We start from the raw sequence: 16,556 nt of genomic DNA, 5'->3' as shown, positions 1-16,556 counted from the left end.
CCCCCCCCCCCCCGCCCCCCCCCCCCCCCCCCCCCCCCCCCCCCCCCCCCCCCCCCCCCCCCCCCCCCCCCCCCCCCCCCCCCCCCCCCCCCCCCCCCCCCCCCCCCCCCCGAGCCGGCGCGAGCTCAGGCGCGCGGGTCGAAGGGCTCCCGGCCCGGCGGCAGGTTGGACAGGTCCGGGGCGACCACGGTCGCCTCGGAGCTGTCCGGCAGCGCGAGGGTCGGGACGGCCGGCTCGAGCAGCAGGTCGCCGGTGCCCCGGGCCATCGTCTGGCCGCGGAAGAACGCCGGGGCGACGAGGTTCCAGACGGCCATCAGCACCAGGCCGAGCACCAGCGAGCCGACGCCGACGACGAAGACGCCGCCCACCCCACCGATCACCGTGTAGCCGTAGTCGGGGTCGGCGTACTCGACGCAGGCGAGCACGAAGACCAGCAGCATGAACAGCCCGCCGAGCAGCGGCAGCACGACGCGCATGAGCACGTCGCGCGCCGACCGCAGCGAACGGCGGAACCCCCAGGCGGCGGCGAAGCCGGTCAGCCCGTAGTAGAAGGCGATGAGCATGCCGGTCGCGGTGATCGAGTCGATCAGCACGTTCTCGCTGACCAGGGTGAGCCCGACGTAGAAGGCGATCGAGACGACGCCCATCCAGATCGTCGACACCGTGGGCGTCAGGTACCGCGGGTGGATCCGGGCGAAGGACCGGGGCAGCGCGCCGTAGGCGGCCATGGACAGCGTCCCGCGGGCGGTGGGCAGGATCGTCGTCTGCGTGCAGGCGGCGGCCGAGCTGAGCACCGAGATGATCAGCAGCGCCTCGAACGCCCGGCCGGCGAGGTCGTCGCCGAAGACCGTCGCGCCGAGGGCGGCGAAGACGTCCTCGGCGTTGGCCTCGTTGCCCAGCCCGATGCCCTCGGAGCCGACGCCGGCGAAGGCGACGGTGGCCACCGAGACCACGACGTAGATGCCCACCAGCAGCACCGTGGAGATGATCGCCGCCCGTCCCGGGGAGCGGGTCGGGTCGGCGGTCTCCTCGTTCACCGCCAGCGCGGAGTCCCAGCCCCAGTAGATGAAGATCGCCAGCAGCGCGGCCTCGGTCAGCGCCGGCCAGCTCACCCCCGACGGCCACAGCCACGACAGCGAGGGCGTCAGCGACCCCGCGGGGGCGCCGCCGCCGTAGACCTTGACCAGCGCGTAGCCGGCGAAGGCGACCAGGACGACGACCTCGATGGCCAGCAGCACCTTCTGCAGCCGCGCGGTCGGCTCGATCCCGCGGTAGCAGATCCAGGTCATCAGGGCGATCCAGCCGACCCCGGCCACCGTCGTCCACAGCGCGCTCTCGGCCAGCCCGTCGAGCCCGAGCAGGCGGTAGCCGTAGGAGCCGGCGATCTGGGCCAGGTTGGCCATCACGATGACGTCGGCGGCGATGATCCCCCAGCCGCCCATCCACCCGGTGCGCGGACCGAAGGCCCGCGCCGCCCAGGTGAAGGTGGTGCCGCAGTCGGGCTCCCGCTTGTTGAGCTCGGAGTAGGCGACCGCGATCAGCCACATCGGCACGAACGCCAGCAGCATGATCGCCGGCGCCTTCACCCCGACGGCGATGACGACGAAGCCCAGGGTCGCCGCCAGCGCGTAGGCCGGCGCGGTCGAGGAGACACCCAGCACGATGGAGGACGCCAGGCCCAGCGCGCCGCGCTTGAGCCCCTTGTCGACCGCCTGCCCCTCGACCCGCGGCGGCGCGACCTGCCCACCCGCCGGGGACGAGGTGCTCACGCCGGGGTCGCCATCGGTTGCATGCCACGGTTATCGCACAGCACCGCGCCCAGGAGGCACCCGGGTCGGCGCGGACGGACGTGATCTGCGTCCGGGTGGTTGCGTCCGCCGGTCGCGCGTGACATAACTCCGTGTCGGGTGCTCAACAGCGAGCCGTGACTCTTCGGCGCGCGCCGGGGCATCGACGTGGATGGTGACTGTGACTGAGCCGACCGGAGTCGGCGGGGCGTCGGGCGCCGACCAGGAGGCCGCGCAGCTGCGCGCCCAACTGGCGATCGCCGCGGCCGACATCGGCACGTTCGACTGGGACCTGACCAGCAAGCGCCTGGTCTGGGACGAGCGGCTGATCGAGCTGTTCGGCTACGACGCCGCCACCTTCGAGCAGACGATCGAGGCGTTCAACGCCCGGGTGCACCCCGACCACCTGCCCCGGGTGACCGAGGCGCTGCAGACGGCGATCGCCGAGTGCGGTGAGTTCGACGCGGTCTACCGCATCGTCGTGCCGGGGGCGGGATCACGCTGGGTCTCCGCCCGGGGCAAGGCGCTGCCCGGTGCCGACGGCACTGCCGCCCGGCTCATCGGCGTGGCCTCCGACGTCACCGCCGCCCTCGACGGCGAGGCCCGGGTGACCCGGGTGCTGGAGGCGATGCCGGCCGGTTTCTACTCGCTGGACCCCGAGTGGCGGTTCACCCACGTCAACGCCGAGGCCGAGCGCCTGCTGCAGCACTCCCGTGAGGAACTGCTCGGCCGGGTCGTGTGGGAGGCCTTCCCGGCTGCGGTCAACAGCCTGTTCGAGGAACGGTTCCACGAGGCGGTGACCACGGGGAAGCCGATCGCCTTCGACGCGCACTACCCGGCACCGCTCAACGGCTGGTACGAGCTGCGCGCCTGGCCGACCCCCGAGGGGCTGTCGGTCTACTTCCTGGAGGTCACCGAGCGACGGGAGGCCCAGGACCGCGCCGAGCGCACCGCCCGGCGGCTGGCCCTGCTCGCCCAGGTGAGCGCCGAGCTGGCCGGCACCCTGGACGTGCAGGCGGCGACGGCGCGGCTGCCGCGGATCGTCGTCCCGGCGCTGGCGGACTTCTGCATCGTCACGGTGATCGACGACGACGGGCAGCCCCGCGACGTCGGCAGCTGGCACGTGAACCCGGCCAGCCGCGCCCTGCTGGAGCGCTACGCCGACGTCCGGCTGGACGCGATGCCCGTGACCGCACCCGTGGCGCGGGCGCTGTACTCCGACCAGGCGGTCTCCTTCCGCGGTGAGGACGTGGCCCAGCTGCTGCCGATCGGCCCCGCCCGGGAGCTGATCACGGTGCTGGCTCCGGGCAGCGAGGTGGCCCTCCCCCTGCGCGCCCGCGGCCGCACGCTCGGCCTGCTCACCCTCTTCTACGCCGACGGGCACGAGCCCACCGACGAGGACGTCGCCGTCGCCCAGGACGTCGCCGACCGGGCCGGCCTGGCGCTGGACAACGCACGGCTGTTCAGCCAGCAGCAGCAGATGGCCGAGGGCCTGCAGCGCAGCCTGCTCACCGACCCGCCCGAGCCCGACCACGCCGAGATCGTGGTGCGCTACCTCCCCGCCGCCGAGGCCGCCCGGGTCGGCGGCGACTGGTACGACGCGTTCCTGCAGCCCAACGGGTCGACGATGCTGGTCATCGGCGACGTCGTCGGCCACGACACCGCGGCCGCCGCCGCGATGAGCCAGGTGCGCAGCCTGCTGCGTGGCATCGCCGTCTACAGCGACGCGCCCCCGGCCGAGGTGCTGCGCGGGCTGGACGCGGCGATGGCGGTGCTGCAGCTGGACACCATCGCCACCGCCGCCGTCGCCCGGTTCGAGCAGACCGACGACGAGCGCGAACGCGGGGTGACCCGGATGATCTGGGCCAACGCCGGGCACCTGCCGCCGCTGGCGCTCCACCCCGACGGCAGCGTGGCGGTGCTCGCCGACTGGAAGGCCGACCTGCTGCTGGGCGTCGACCCCCGGGCGGTGCGCACCGACTCGGTCGTCACCCTGGACCGGGGCGCGACCGTGCTGCTCTACACCGACGGGCTCGTCGAGCGCCGCGACGCCGACCTGGACACCGGCCTGGACCGGCTGCGCACCGCGCTCGCCGAGCTCGCCGGCCGGCCGCTGCAGGAGCTGTGCGACGAGCTGATCGAGCGGCTGGTCGAGGGCAAGCCGGACGACGACGTCGCGCTGGTCGCCGTGCGGCTGCACCCGCAGGACCGGCCGCGGCCCTCCGAGGCGGGCCCCAACCGGGTGCCCGAGGGGTTGCCGGACGATCCCGCGACGCCGATCAGCGGCTGACGCCCCGGCCCGGCGTGTGCTCGTGCTGCTCGATGGAGTGCGGGACGGCGAAGGACGCCGGCGGCGGCAGCGCGAGCGGCACCTCCGACTCCTCCTGGGCCGCCGACCGCCGGGCCAGCACCGCCACCCCGACGACCAGGGCGACGACGCCGAACACCTGGCCGGCGGTGGCGAGCAGGCCCGGCTGCAGGCGCTCGTCGTAGACCAGGGTGGCCAGGCCGACGGCGACCAGCGGCTCGAGCACCGCCATCGCCGGGAGCATCTCGATCAGCGCGCCGGACTGGTACGCCCACTGGGCGAAGACGATCGACGCGGCGCCGCTGGCCACCAGCACGTACGTGGTCCAGGAGGTCAGCAGCTCGGCGGGCGGGTGCGCGACGACGTCCTTGAGCAGCAGCCCGGTCATGCCGAAGCCGAACCCGGCGGCGATGCCGAGGGCGAGCGCCTTGTGCGGTGACGACGGGCGCAGGGCCCACAGGGCGGCGAGCACCATGATCGCCGCACCGGCGCCGAGGCAGGCGAGCAGCGGGGGCGGGTCGGCGAACCGCGACCCGTGGTCCGGCCGGGCGGAGACGACGAAGACGGCGAGCGCGACGACCACCAGCGCGGCTGCGAGCCACTGTGCCCGGTCGGGCAGGGTGCGGCCGGGGTGGCGCCGGTCGATCAGCGCACCGAGGGCCAGGGAGAGCACCAGCCCGCCGGACAGCAGCGGCTGGACGATGACCACCGGGCCGAACGTCAGTGCGGCGGCGTGCAGCAGGAAGCCGACGAGGGCGGCGAGCTGACCGAGGAGCCAGCCGCGGTGCCGGACCAACCGGCCGACCAGCCGGAGCACGGCACCGTCGGGCAGGGACTCACCCGCCGACGTCGCGCACCGGTGCTGCACCACGGTGGAGGTGGCGAAGGCACACGCCGACAGCAGCGCCAGGACGATGGCCGCGGTCACGTCGGCGAGTCCACCACACGATCGCCGACCCGGCCGGATGGCGGCCGGGATCGCGGCTCAGCAGGCACTTCCGTCACAGCCTCGGACCGTTACGGTGGGCCGGGTGTGCGACGGGGCGGGCAGGACGACCGGCGTCGACCGGTCACCCCGGGGCAACCCCGGGGGTCGTGTTCTTGCTCAGCATCTCGTCACCCGCCCGGCCGTGCGCTCCGCGCACCTGCTGACGCCTCGATCAGGGGCTGGCTGGCCGCCCCGTCGCGCACCCGACCGGTGACGGCGCCGACCGGGCGGCGGGCGGCGACCACCGCCTCCGGCATCGCCGTGGCGCTGCTGGGTGGTCGCTGGCGGCGGCGGGAGATGGTCCGGCGGACGGCGGTCGCGCTCGGGTTGCCGCGGGCGCCGCGCTGGGTGGGCACGCTGGTGGGTGAGGTGCTGGCGGCCTACCGGGACGCCCCGGTGGACCGGCCGCGGGAGCTCGCCGCGTTCGTCCGGACGACGGAGGGCTGGCGGCGCGGCTGGACGGTGCTCCCGCAGCCGCGGGTGGTGCACTGGCAGCCGACGACCACCGACGTCGCGTTCCGCCGGCACGGGGTGACGGAGCTGCCGGACCTGGCGGCGCTGGCCCGGCTGCTGGACCTGGACGCCGGCGAGCTGGCCTGGTTCGCCGACGCGCACCGCCTGGAGCGCACGGTGCGGGAGCCGCTGCGGCACTACCGGTGGACAGCGCTCTCCGCGCCGGACCGGACCCGCCTGCTGGCCGCGCCGAAGCCGCGGTTGAAGGAGGCGCAGCGGCGGCTGCTGCGGCACGTGGTGGGCCCGCTCCCGGTGCACGGGGCGGCACACGGCTGCGTGCCGGGGCGGTCGGTGCGGACGGCGGTGGCGCCGCACGCGGGGGCGGCGGTGGTGCTGCAGCTGGACCTGGAGGCGTTCTTCCCGAGCATCACGGCGGAACGGGTGCACGCGCTGCTGCGCACGGTCGGCGGGCTGCCGGAGCCGGTGGCGCACGCGGTGACCGGGCTGGTGACGACGGTCGTGCCGCGGTCGGTGTGGGCGGCGGTGCCCGTGCCGGCCGACGTCGACCGGCACTTCCGGATCGGCCGGCGGCTGGCGGTGCCGCACCTGCCGCAGGGGGCGCCGACGTCGCCGGCGCTGGCGAACCTGGTGGCGTTCCGGCTGGACCGGCGGCTGGCGGGGCTGGCCGCGTCGTTCGGCGCGGAGTACACGCGGTACGTCGACGACCTGACGTTCAGCGGCGACCGCGGGCTGGACCGGGGGCGGTTCGAGGCGCTGGTCGGTGAGGTGGTGGCCGAGGAGGGGTTCCGGCTGAACGCGGCGAAGACCCGGTCGACGACGTCGGCGGGGCGGCAGTCGGTGCTGGGTGCCGTGGTGAACGTGCACCCGACGCTGCCGCGGCCGGAGCGGGACGCGCTGCGGGCACTGCTGCACAACTGCGCGGTGCACGGCTGGCGGTCCCAGGTGCGCGACCGGGACCCGGCGACGTTCCGCGACCACGTGCTGGGCCGGGTGGCCTGGGCGGCGTCGATCGACCCGGCGTTCGGCGCGCGGGCGCGCCGGCTGGCCGAACGGATCGACTGGAGCACGCCACCGGGAGGCTGACCCGGCCCCTGGCAGGTGCCGTCCTTGACGCCGGGGCACTCTTGACGGGTGATCGACGAGACGAGCTGCGCGTGAGCTACCGACCGTTCCGGGCCGCGCGGTGGCTGATCCCGCTCCTGTTCGCCGTCTTCGGCGTCGTCGCGGTGGGGATGATCATCGCGACCGCGCAGGGCGAGGGGCCGCCGCTGCCGTTCCTGCTGCTGTGGCTGGGCGCCCTGGGCTGGAACGCCTACTGGTTCCTGGTCCGTGCCTGCGTCGAGCTGGAGGTCGCCGGCGCCCAGCTGCAGTGGGCGACACCGCTGCGCGCAGGTGCCGTCTCCCTGCTGGACGTCGCCCGCATCCGGCGCAGCCGGCTCTCCAACGAGCTCGCGGTGATCGAGCTCCGGACGGGGCGGCCGCTCATGGTGCCGGTCCGGTACGGCTTCGCCGCCGTGGAGCGCGAGATCGTCGCCGGCTCACCCGGGGTGGTGGTCGAGGAGTCCTAGCGCCGCTCAGGCGAACCGCTCGGCGCGGAAGGCCGCCAGCAGCGGGCTCGGCTCGCCACTGACGATCTCGTCGGCGAGCAGCTCGCCCGCGATCAGTGCGAGCGTCGCGCCGCTGTGCGTGAACGCGACGTGCAGCCCGGCCACCCCGGGCACCGCACCGAGCACGGGACGGCCGTCCCCGGGGATCGGCTTGCGGCCCACGCCGATCGCCTCCACGGTCAGCGCGGGATGGCCGGCCAGCAGCCGGGATGCCTCGGCGAGCAGGTCCTGGACGGTGGAGTCGCGGACCTCGAAGGTGCCGTCGTCCCGGCGGACCACCTCCTCCTCCGACCAGGCGGCGTCCATCACCAGCGACCCGCCGGGCGCAGGACGAAGGGCAACCCGCGGGGTGTTGAGCACGGCCCGGAGGGCGTGGTCGACCGGTGGGGTGCGCACCAGCAGGGCGTTCGAGGTGGCGTCCGGGACCACCACACCCAGCTCGGCGAGCGCCGCGGGCACCTCCGCCCCGGTGGCGAGCAGGACCGCGTCGGCCCCGACGACGTCGCCGGCGCCGGTGCGCACGCCGGTGACGCGGCCACCCTCGACGACGGGCTGGCAGCGGCCGGCGGAGGTGCGCACCTCTCCCCCGGCGGCGACCAGCTCGCGGGCCAGGTGGGCGACGAGCGAGGGCAGGTCGACCCAGCCCTCGCCGGGGTTGAGCACGACGCCGTCGTCCGGCAGCGCGGCGACGTCCAGGCCCGGGGTGCGGTCGGCGACCTCGGCCGGCGTCAGCCACTCGGCCGGGTAGCCGATCGCCCGCTGGTGCTCGTAGGACTCCCGGACGCCGTCGCCCCAGCGGATGCCGCCGTCGAAGCGCACCCACGGGACGTCGAGGGCGCGGTAGCGCGCCAGCCCGGCCATCCGCAACCGGTGGTAGTCGGCGGGGAACGAGCCGGCGGAGTTCAGCCAGGACAGCGACCGCCCCGACGCGCCGCCGGCCAGCTCGCCGTCCGTCAACAGCGTCACCCGGGCACCCCGGCCGGCCAACTGCGCCGCGGCCGGCACCCCCAGCGCGCCCCCACCGACGACGACCACCTGCATCCGCGGACCCATGTGGCCAGGCTCCCACCCACGCCCGGCATGCCCGGCGGGGGTCGTTGGTTGCTCTCACCACCTGCCATGCAACGGCGGGCCACCCAGGAACGAGGAGCAGCGTGACCACGACGACGGCGACCGCGGGGGTCGGCTTCCGCTCCGAGCGCGGGCCGGTGCTCATCGGCGTCATGCTGGCGACGGCGCTGGTGGCGATCGACTCGACGATCATCGCCACCGCCGTCCCCTCGATCGTGGACGACGTCGGCGGGTTCGCCGAGTTCCCGTGGCTGTTCTCGATCTACCTGCTGGCCCAGGCGGTCACGGTGCCGATCTACGGCAAGCTGGCCGACCTGTTCGGCCGCAAGCCGGTGATGCTCGTCGGCATCGGGCTGTTCCTGCTCGGCTCGGTGCTCTGCGGGTTCGCCTGGAGCATGGGCTCGCTGATCGCCTTCCGGGCCCTGCAGGGCCTGGGGGCCGGGGCGGTCCAGCCGATGGCGATGACGATCGTCGGCGACCTGTACTCGCTGGCCGAGCGGGCCAAGGTGCAGGGCTACATCGCCAGCGTGTGGGCGATCAGCTCGGTCGTCGGGCCGACGCTGGGCGGGGTCTTCTCCGAGTACGTCAGCTGGCGGTGGATCTTCTTCGTCAACGTCCCGTTCTGCCTGCTCGCCGCGGCCATGATCGGCCGACGGCTCACCGAGACGGTCACCCGCAGCCGGCCGCGGATCGACTACGCCGGGGCCGGCGTGCTCACCGTGGGCCTCACCCTGCTGGTGCTGGGGCTGCTGGAGGGCGGCCAGGCGTGGGCGTGGGCCTCGCCGCAGAGCATCACCGTCCTCGCCGCCGGCGTCGTCCTGCTCGTCACCTTCGTCCTGATCGAGCGGCGGGCTGCCGACCCCGTCGTCCCGCTGGCGCTGTTCCGGCACCGGCTGATCCTGACCACGAGCCTGGTGTCCGCCGCCGTCGGCGCGGTGCTGCTCGGGCTGACCACCTACGTGCCCACCTACGTGCAGGAGGCGCTGGGCACCGGCCCGCTGGTGGCCGGGTTCGCGCTCGCGGCGCTGACCATCGGGTGGCCGATCTCCGCCTCGCTGTCCGGCCGGCTGTACCTGCGCATCGGCATCCGGGCGACCGCGCTGCTCGGCTCCGCCGTGGTGGTGGCCGGCGCCGCCCTGCTGCTGCTCCTGGACGCCTCCTCCAGCGTCGTCCAGGTGGGCGCGACGTGCTTCGTGATCGGGCTGGGCATGGGGCTCACCGCGGCACCGACGCTGATCGCGGCGCAGTCGGCGGTCGGCTGGCAGCAGCGCGGCGTGGTCACCGGCACCAACATGTTCTTCCGTTCGATGGGCAGCGCGCTCGGCGTCGCCGCCTTCGGCGCCGTGGTGAACGGGACGCTGGGCACCGCGTCGCTGGAGTCGGCGGAGGTCGGCCCGGACGCGCTCACCGGCGCCGTCCACGGGGTCTTCGTCGCGACGGCGGGCATGGCCGTGCTGCTGCTGGTGGCCGTCGCGCTCATGCCCCGGGAGGAGCGCTCCACCGAGCCCACCCCGGCCGAGCCGGCGCCAGCCGGGCCCACCGCCGCCGCGTGACGGTCAGGCCGGCGCCCTGCTGAGCCCGGCCACCCCGAGGGTGCGGATCAGGTCGAACCGGGACGCGTCCTCGGTGCCCGGCTCGGCGGTGTAGGTGACGATGCGCAGGTCGGTGCAGTTCGCGGTGAGGATGTCGCAGTCGAGCGTCACCGGCCCCACGGCCGGGTGGGCGAAGGTCTTGCTCTTCGACCGGTGCTCCACGACCGTGCCCTCGGCCCACATCCGCGCGAACCGGTCGTTGCCGTGCAGCTCGGTCAGCAGCGCCCGCACCGACACGTCGTCGGGGTACCGGATCACGGCAGTGCGCAGGTCGGAGACGAGGGCGCGCTCGTGCCGTTCCTCCTCGGCGGGGGTCCACACGACCTGCGGGGTCCGGCCGGCGAACTGCGCGGCGATCAGGTTCCCCCCCGGCTGGACGCGACCGAGCAACGCCTCCGAGGCGGCGTTGAGCGTGAGCAGCGTCCAGTGCGCGGTCCAGACGCTGACGGCGACGTCCGGCAGGCGGGCGATCAGCCGCTGCACGCTGCCGGGGATGTGCGTCGGCACGGCGCTCGCGGCCGGCGCGGGCAGCCCGGCGGCGAGGTACAGCTGGTCACGCTCGCAGTCGCCGACCTGCAGTACCCGGGCGAGCGACGCGACGACCTGCGCCGACGGCCGCTCGGCGCGCCCCTGCTCCAGCCGAACGAGGTAGTCGACCGACAGGCCGGCCAGCAGGGCGACCTCCTCGCGGCGGAGGCCAGCGGTGCGGCGCTGCCCGGCCGGGAAGCCGACGGCGGCCGGTTGCAGGCGCTCCCGCCACGCGCGCAGCAGCGTGGCCAGTTCCCCTCGGTCGGTCATGCACCCATGATCGACCCCCCGCCGGCGAGATGGGTGGTACTGCCGTTCCCACGGTCGAACGTGACCATCCGGCGTGGCCCGGACGGGGGCACCGTCGTCGGCATGACGACGACAGTGATCACCGGTGGGAACAAGAGCCTGGGCCACGAGACGGCCCGGCGGCTGAAGGGGTACGGGCACCGGGTGGTGATCGGCGCCCGCGACCCCGAGCGCGGGTCCCGCGCCGCGGAGGAGCTGGGGGTCGAGTGGGTGCAGCTGGACGTGACCTCCGACGAGTCGGTGACGGCCGCGGCGGCCGCGGTGCGGGAGCGCTTCGGCGGGCTGGACGTGCTGGTGAACAACGCGGGCATCGCCGGACCGATCGGCCCGGTGGCCGACTACACCGGCCCGGACCTGATGGCGGTGCTGGACACCAACACCGGAGGGATCGTCCGGACGACGCACGCCTTCCTGCCGTTGCTGCGGGAGTCGCCGGCGCCGGTGATCGTGAACGTGTCCAGCGGCCTGGGCTCGTTCGCCGCGCGCGCCGACGAGTCCCGGATCGAGCACTCGGTCCCCTCGCTCGGCTACTCGGCGAGCAAGGCAGCGGTCAACATGCTCACCGCCGTGTACGCCCAGTTCCTCCCGGAGCTGCGGATCAACACCGTGGACCCGGGCTACACGGCCACCGACTTCAACGGCCACTCCGGCCCGCAGACGGTCACCGAGGGCACCGACGCGATCGTCGCGATGGCGACGATCGGGGCCGACGGCCCGACCGGCACCCTCACCGACCGGCACGGCGCCGTCGACTGGTGACCCGGCCCGGCCACGGCGCCCCTCGCGGGCGCCGCGGCCGGGCCGCCGGTCAGTGGGGCCTGGTGGTCTCGGTGTCGACCTGGATCAGCCGCGGGGTCTGCGTCGGCTCGGCGAGCAGGGCGCGCAGGTGGTCGGTGCCGGCGGCCTGGACGCCGGTCACGCCGTAGCCCTCGGCGATCTTGGTGAAGTCCATGCCGGGGATGGTGGTGCCCGGCGCGTCGGGCGTGCCGAGCACGTCGGCGAACCACTGCAGCGCGCCGTAGGTCCCGTTGCGCAGCAGCACGAAGGTGACCGGCAGCCGGTGCTGCGCCGCCGTCCAGAGCGCGGTGATGCCGTAGTTGGCCGAGCCGTCGCCGATGACGCCGACGACGGGCCGGTCGGCGTCGGCGAGGGCGACGCCGACGGCGGCGGGCAGGCCGAAACCGAGCCCGCCGGAGGCCGGCCAGAACCAGGAGGCGCCGCGGCGCAGGTCGATCTGCTTCCACCACGCGCTGCTTGTCGAGGTGGACTCGACGACGTAGCGGGTGTCGGCGGGCTGGGTGTCGCGGAGGGCGGCGAAGACCTGCTCGGGGTGCAGCACGTCGTCGGCCTGCGGCTGCGCCGGCGTGGCCGGGGTCGTGTACCCGCGCCTCTGCTCGGGCGGCTCGGGCAGCGCCTTGAGCAGCGCGCGGATCACCGCGCCGGGGTCGGTGACCAAGGCGCGGCCCATCGGCGCGCGGGAGGCGGCCTCGGCGTCGTCGGTGACCTGCACCAGGCGGGTGCCCGCGGGCAGCAGGTCGCCGGGCACGTGCTGGTGGTAGCGGAACACCGGGGCGCCGAGCACGAGCACCAGGTCGTGGCCGGCGAACGCCTCCGAGATGGGTGCGATGCCGGCGGGCAGGACGCCGCGGAAGAGCGGGTGCCGGTTCGGGAAGGGCATCCGGAAGGTGCTGGGCGCGGCCCAGGTGTCGGCGCCCATCCGCTCGGCGAGCGCGGTGGCCTCGTCGAAGAGGCCGTCGGTGTCGAGGTCGCCGCCGAGGACGAGCGCGGGGTTGCGGGCGGCCTGCACCTCGGCGACGAGCCGGTCGAGCTGGGCGGGGTCGGGGTACGCGGAGCGCTCGACGTCGCGGTCGAGCACGGCGGCGGCGTTCGGGTCGGCCTCGACGGTCCAGTCGTCGTAGGGGATGGAGAGGTAGCTGGGCCGGCGGCGCAGCTGGGCCTCGAAGACGGCCTGGGCCAGCGAGCGCGGGACGTCGGCGGCGATGGCGGGCTCGGCGGCCCAGCCGACCAGCGGCCGCATCAGCTGCGCGGCGTCGACGTTGGAGAGCATCGCCTCCAGGCCGATGGCCGAGCGCACCTGCTGGCCGGCGGTGAGCACCAGCGGCGTCCGGGAGTAGACGGCGTTGGTGAGCGCGCCCATGGCGTTGCCCGAGCCGGAGGCGGCGTGCAGGTTGACCAGCGCGGGGCGGCCGGTGGCCTGGGCGTAACCGTCGGCCATGCTGATGACGGCGCCCTCGTGCAGGCCGAGCACGTAGCGGAACTCGCCGGGCAGCTCGGCGAGGAACGGCAGCTCGTTGGAGCCCGGGTTGCCGAAGATCGTCGTCAGGCCCTGACGGCGCAGGAACTCGTGCGCCACGGTGCGGATCAGCACTGATCCCCCTCGCTGGTCGGTGTGGTGGCGCTCACGCTAGGCGCTGGTACCGACAGCGATCCAATAGATGTGGTGTGGATGTCTGGATAGACACTGTCGATGTGCCGGACTTCGACCTGAACCTCGTGCGGGTGTTCGTGCTGCTGTACGAGACGCGCAGCGTGACGGCGACGGCCGAGGCGGTGCACGTGACCCAGCCGACGGTGAGCTACAGCCTCGGGAAGCTGCGCCGGCGGTTCGACGACGAGCTGTTCCGGCGCGGGCGGGGCGGGCTGGAGCCGACGGTGGTCGCCGACCGGCTGTACGAGCCGCTGCGGCAGGCGCTGGCGGGGATCTCGGCGGCGGTGGACCCGTCGTCGGCGTTCGACCCGGCCGTCTCCCAGGCCCGCTTCACGATCGCATTGTCGGACCTGGGCGAGGCGGGCCTGCTGCCGCGGCTGGTGGCACCGCTGCGGGAGGAGGCGCCCGGGGTGTCGCTGACCGTGCGGCCGCTGGACCTGGAGTCCTCGCCGGCGGAGCTCGCGCGGGGGCAGCTGGACGCGTTCGTGGCGACGCCGATCCTGTCCTCACCGCAGCTGCGGCGGATCCCGCTGTTCGCGGAGGGCTACCTGGCGATGGTGGGCGCGGCGCACCCGCGGCTGGGTGGTGACACCGTCACGGTGGAGGAGCTGCGGGCGGAGCGGCACGTGCTGGTCGACAGCGCGACCGGGCACGTGGGGCCGAAGCTGGCGCTGGAGACGCTGGACCTGCTCGATCACGTCGCACTTCAGGTGTCGAAGTTCTCCGTGCTGCCCTACCTGGTGGCGGAGTCGGACCTGGTCGCGATCGTGCCGTCGTACGTGGGGCGGGCGTTCACCGACCACCACCCGGTGCGGCTGCTCTCGCTGCCGATCCCGCTGGAGCCGCTGGAGATCGCCCTGTACGCCCGGCCCGAGGCGTCCCGGACACCGGCGCAGCGCTGGCTGGTCGACGTCCTGCACCGCCACCTCACCGACCCGGCCGCCCGGGGCGGGTAGGGCTCGCCGGCGTCCGGCGGCGAGCTCCTGGTCGAGGCGGCCAGCCCCAGCCATGCAGCCATCGACCTCACCACTTCCGCCCGGTCGTCACGGAGTACCCACGATCCGGTCAGAACCGTTCCATGCACCTTCGGCCCGCCCTACCGTTCAGCGTCCACTGCCGACGCACAGACGGGGAACAGCATGAGCCAGCCGCCCTTCCAGCAGCCGCCGCAGGAATGGGGGCCACCCGCGGGTGTGCCCGGCCCCGGTGGTGCCCCGACGAAGGTCGCACGACCGTTCCACCGGCGGCCGTGGTTCCTGGCGTCGGCCGGCGTCGTGGTGCTGCTGATCGGCATCGGGATCGGAGCCGCGGGTGGCGGTACGCGCACCAGCACGGTGGCCGACGCCGCCCCGGTCACCGCGACGGCGCGGGCGACCACGACGGTCACCGCCACTCCACCGGCGCCGTCCCCGGCGACCGTGACCGTGACGGCGACGCCTCCGGCCGCCGCCACCACCGAGGCTCCGCAGCCGTCTCCTGCGCCCGCACCGGCACCGGCACCGGCCCCCGCGCCGGCACCAGCTCCGGCGCCCGGGCAGACCGTCAGCCAGAAGAACGCACTGGGATCCGCCAGGGACTACCTGGACTACTCGGCGTTCTCCCGCTCCGGCCTCATCGGGCAGCTGGAGTTCGAGGGCTACTCGACCGTGGACGCCACCTGGGCTGTCGACAACGTGGGCGCGGACTGGAACGCGCAAGCAGCGCAGAAGGCCGAGGAGTACCTCGACTACAGCTCCTTCTCCCGCTCCGGCCTCATCGAGCAGCTGGAGTTCGAGGGCTTCACGCGCGAGCAGGCCGAGTACGGAGTGAGCCAGACGGGCCTCTGATCCGAGGACGTCGCACCATCGGCTGGATCGCGGCGTCGTCGAACGGGGCGCGCACCGGCAGCCGGCCACGGTGGAACCGTGGCCGGCTGCCGGTGGCGAGCAGGTCAGTGGAGAAGCGGGCCGATGAGGATCTCGGTGCCGTCGGGTCGCCAGGTGCGCCATCGGCCGTCGGGTTGTCGCTCGACCCGGAAGCCGTGGTGCACCTTGGTGTGGTGGCGCTCGCACAACAGTGCGGAGTTGTTCAGCGACGTCGCGCCGCCGTGGAGCCAGTGGATCAGGTGGTGCACATCGCACCACCAGGTCGGGGCGCCGCAGCCGGCGAACACGCACCCCTTGTCCCGGCGCTCAACGGCCTTGCGGAGGCCCGGGGTGACCACCCGGTGGTCCCGACCCAGGTCCAACGGCACCCCATCGGGGCCCATCACAATCCGGGAGATGCTCCCGTCGCAGGCCAGGTAGCGGGCCCGGGCGGCGGAGAGGGTCGCCCCGAACCCGGTCTGCGCAGCCCCCGGGCCGGTCGCGTCCTCGACGAGGTCGTCCAGGTCGATCCCGACCACCACGTGCGGCTTCACCGTCCGCAACGTCGGCAGGCCACCGGAGGCGAGCTGGTTGTCGCACAACTGCACCAGCGCATCGGCGTTCTGCTGCGCGCGCGTCCGCTCGTCACCCTTGGGGCGGCTGGCCTGCACGATCGACTCGATCGCCGCCTGCACCTTCTCCCCACCCACCGCATCCAGGTCGAACCGACCGGTGACGCTCCCATCGGCGTGCTTGGCCATCGCGAACCGCCGGCCCTCCGTCGGGTCAGGCTCGGGCCCGTCGGGGTCCAGCGCCTCGATGAACGCGCGCACCGCCACCCCGAGCGAGGCATGCGGCGCCTCCCGCGCCACATCCGCCCACACCTGGTCGAACGCACCCAGATCGATCCCCTGCTCTTGAGCACGCGCCCGCTCTGGTTCCCCCACCGCGCTCGCCACGACGTCGACCTGGGCGGCGGTGACCTCCCCGGCGGCGAACCCCGCCGCCAGCGCCGGCAGGTGCGCCAACGCCCGACCGGCCCGCACCACCCGCGACGCCTCGCCCGCCGACAACCGCCGGTGCCCGATCAGCCACGACCGCATCGACGCCAACCCGTCCCGCTCGGCCGCCTGCGCGAGCTCACAGGCGCGCACCGTGCGGGCCAGCTCCGCCGTCACCCGGTTCTGCAGCCGCACCAGCTCGCCCACCCGGTCCAGCAGCTCACCATCACCGAGCGCGTGCAGGTCCTCGGCCGCCAGCGCGTCCAGCGCGGCCGACAACGGCGACCCGAACAACCCCTCCAGGCCATCGGCGGACAGCTCCGCGACCACGTTCGGCGCAGGAGCGTCCAGCGTGATCGAGTCGCTCACGGACACCTCCTAGCCATTCGAACGTGTGTACGAACACTAGCGCGAGACGAGCGCCGCGACCAGTCGAATCCCCAGGTCAGCTGCCTGTCCACTGATCCATCGAAGGGTCTTGACAGAGCCCGCCCGAGCCGGGCCACACCGGACGACCGCCCCATGTCGAGAACACGCAGCCGGTTCCGTCCCTGGGGTGTCCGCGGCCACGATGGGCCGCACCACCAGCGAGGAGAGC

At 74.4% G+C, this 16,556-nt stretch carries 13 protein-coding genes; 7 read left to right on the top strand and 6 right to left on the bottom strand.

Annotated features, from left to right (window positions below; all coding sequences use genetic code 11):
* Positions 1-125 precede the first annotated feature (125 nt).
* Entirely contained in the window at positions 126-1,769 is a 1,644-nt protein-coding gene (locus tag ACI79Y_RS15255; RefSeq protein ID WP_457159295.1) for an APC family permease, read from the bottom strand.
* 199 nt (positions 1,770-1,968) lie between these two features.
* Here ACI79Y_RS15255 and ACI79Y_RS15250 point away from each other — a divergent pair, with 199 nt between their 5' ends.
* The gene (locus tag ACI79Y_RS15250) at positions 1,969-4,077 is read left to right on the top strand and encodes a SpoIIE family protein phosphatase (RefSeq protein WP_457159294.1); all 2,109 of its coding nucleotides are present in this window, start codon (positions 1,969-1,971) and stop codon (positions 4,075-4,077) included.
* Here the strand turns inward: ACI79Y_RS15250 and ACI79Y_RS15245 are convergent.
* Positions 4,067-5,023 (bottom strand): DMT family transporter, encoded by a 957-nt coding sequence (locus ACI79Y_RS15245; protein WP_457159293.1) that lies wholly within the window; start codon positions 5,021-5,023, stop codon positions 4,067-4,069. The two genes, ACI79Y_RS15250 and ACI79Y_RS15245, sit on opposite strands and share 11 nt — an antisense overlap.
* 270 nt (positions 5,024-5,293) lie before the next feature.
* On the opposite strand from ACI79Y_RS15245, the gene ACI79Y_RS15240 reads away from it, so the two are divergent.
* Positions 5,294-6,640: a reverse transcriptase family protein gene (locus ACI79Y_RS15240; protein WP_457159292.1), complete on the top strand. Its 1,347-nt coding sequence runs from the start codon at positions 5,294-5,296 to the stop codon at positions 6,638-6,640.
* 71 nt (positions 6,641-6,711) lie between these two features.
* Positions 6,712-7,125 (top strand): hypothetical protein, encoded by a 414-nt coding sequence (locus ACI79Y_RS15235; RefSeq protein ID WP_457159291.1) that lies wholly within the window; start codon positions 6,712-6,714, stop codon positions 7,123-7,125.
* 6 nt (positions 7,126-7,131) lie between these two features.
* On the opposite strand, the gene ACI79Y_RS15230 is transcribed toward ACI79Y_RS15235, so the two are convergent.
* Positions 7,132-8,217 (bottom strand): NAD(P)/FAD-dependent oxidoreductase, encoded by a 1,086-nt coding sequence (locus ACI79Y_RS15230; RefSeq protein WP_457159290.1) that lies wholly within the window; start codon positions 8,215-8,217, stop codon positions 7,132-7,134.
* Between the two features lie 101 nt (positions 8,218-8,318).
* Here ACI79Y_RS15230 and ACI79Y_RS15225 point away from each other — a divergent pair, with 101 nt between their 5' ends.
* Entirely contained in the window at positions 8,319-9,788 is a 1,470-nt protein-coding gene (locus tag ACI79Y_RS15225) for an MDR family MFS transporter (protein WP_457159289.1), read from the top strand.
* A gap of 3 nt (positions 9,789-9,791) precedes the next feature.
* Here the strand turns inward: ACI79Y_RS15225 and ACI79Y_RS15220 are convergent, their stop codons facing one another.
* Positions 9,792-10,625: a helix-turn-helix transcriptional regulator gene (locus ACI79Y_RS15220; protein ID WP_457159288.1), complete on the bottom strand. Its 834-nt coding sequence runs from the start codon at positions 10,623-10,625 to the stop codon at positions 9,792-9,794.
* 102 nt (positions 10,626-10,727) lie between these two features.
* Between ACI79Y_RS15220 and ACI79Y_RS15215 the strand changes: the two genes are divergently transcribed.
* Entirely contained in the window at positions 10,728-11,423 is a 696-nt protein-coding gene (locus ACI79Y_RS15215) for an SDR family NAD(P)-dependent oxidoreductase (RefSeq protein ID WP_457159287.1), read from the top strand.
* Between the two features lie 49 nt (positions 11,424-11,472).
* On the opposite strand, the gene mdlC is transcribed toward ACI79Y_RS15215, so the two are convergent.
* A complete protein-coding gene (gene mdlC, locus ACI79Y_RS15210) occupies positions 11,473-13,053 on the bottom strand; it encodes a benzoylformate decarboxylase (protein WP_457159286.1) in 1,581 nt (526 codons plus the stop codon).
* Between the two features lie 101 nt (positions 13,054-13,154).
* Between mdlC and ACI79Y_RS15205 the strand changes: the two genes are divergently transcribed.
* Both ACI79Y_RS15205 and ACI79Y_RS15200 read left to right on the top strand, forming a co-directional pair.
* On the top strand, positions 13,155-14,069 hold the full coding sequence (locus tag ACI79Y_RS15205) for a LysR family transcriptional regulator (RefSeq protein ID WP_457159285.1): 915 nt from the start codon (positions 13,155-13,157) through the stop codon (positions 14,067-14,069).
* Between the two features lie 183 nt (positions 14,070-14,252).
* Positions 14,253-14,939 (top strand): Ltp family lipoprotein, encoded by a 687-nt coding sequence (locus ACI79Y_RS15200; protein ID WP_457159284.1) that lies wholly within the window; start codon positions 14,253-14,255, stop codon positions 14,937-14,939.
* Between the two features lie 104 nt (positions 14,940-15,043).
* Here ACI79Y_RS15200 and ACI79Y_RS15195 read toward each other — a convergent pair whose 3' ends face one another.
* Positions 15,044-16,237, bottom strand: a complete 1,194-nt coding sequence (locus tag ACI79Y_RS15195) for a DUF222 domain-containing protein (RefSeq protein ID WP_457159297.1) — start codon at positions 16,235-16,237, stop codon at positions 15,044-15,046.
* Positions 16,238-16,556 lie beyond the last annotated feature (319 nt).

The organism is Modestobacter sp. SYSU DS0875, assembly GCF_054050915.1.
This window is presented reverse-complemented; position numbering and strand designations above follow the sequence as displayed.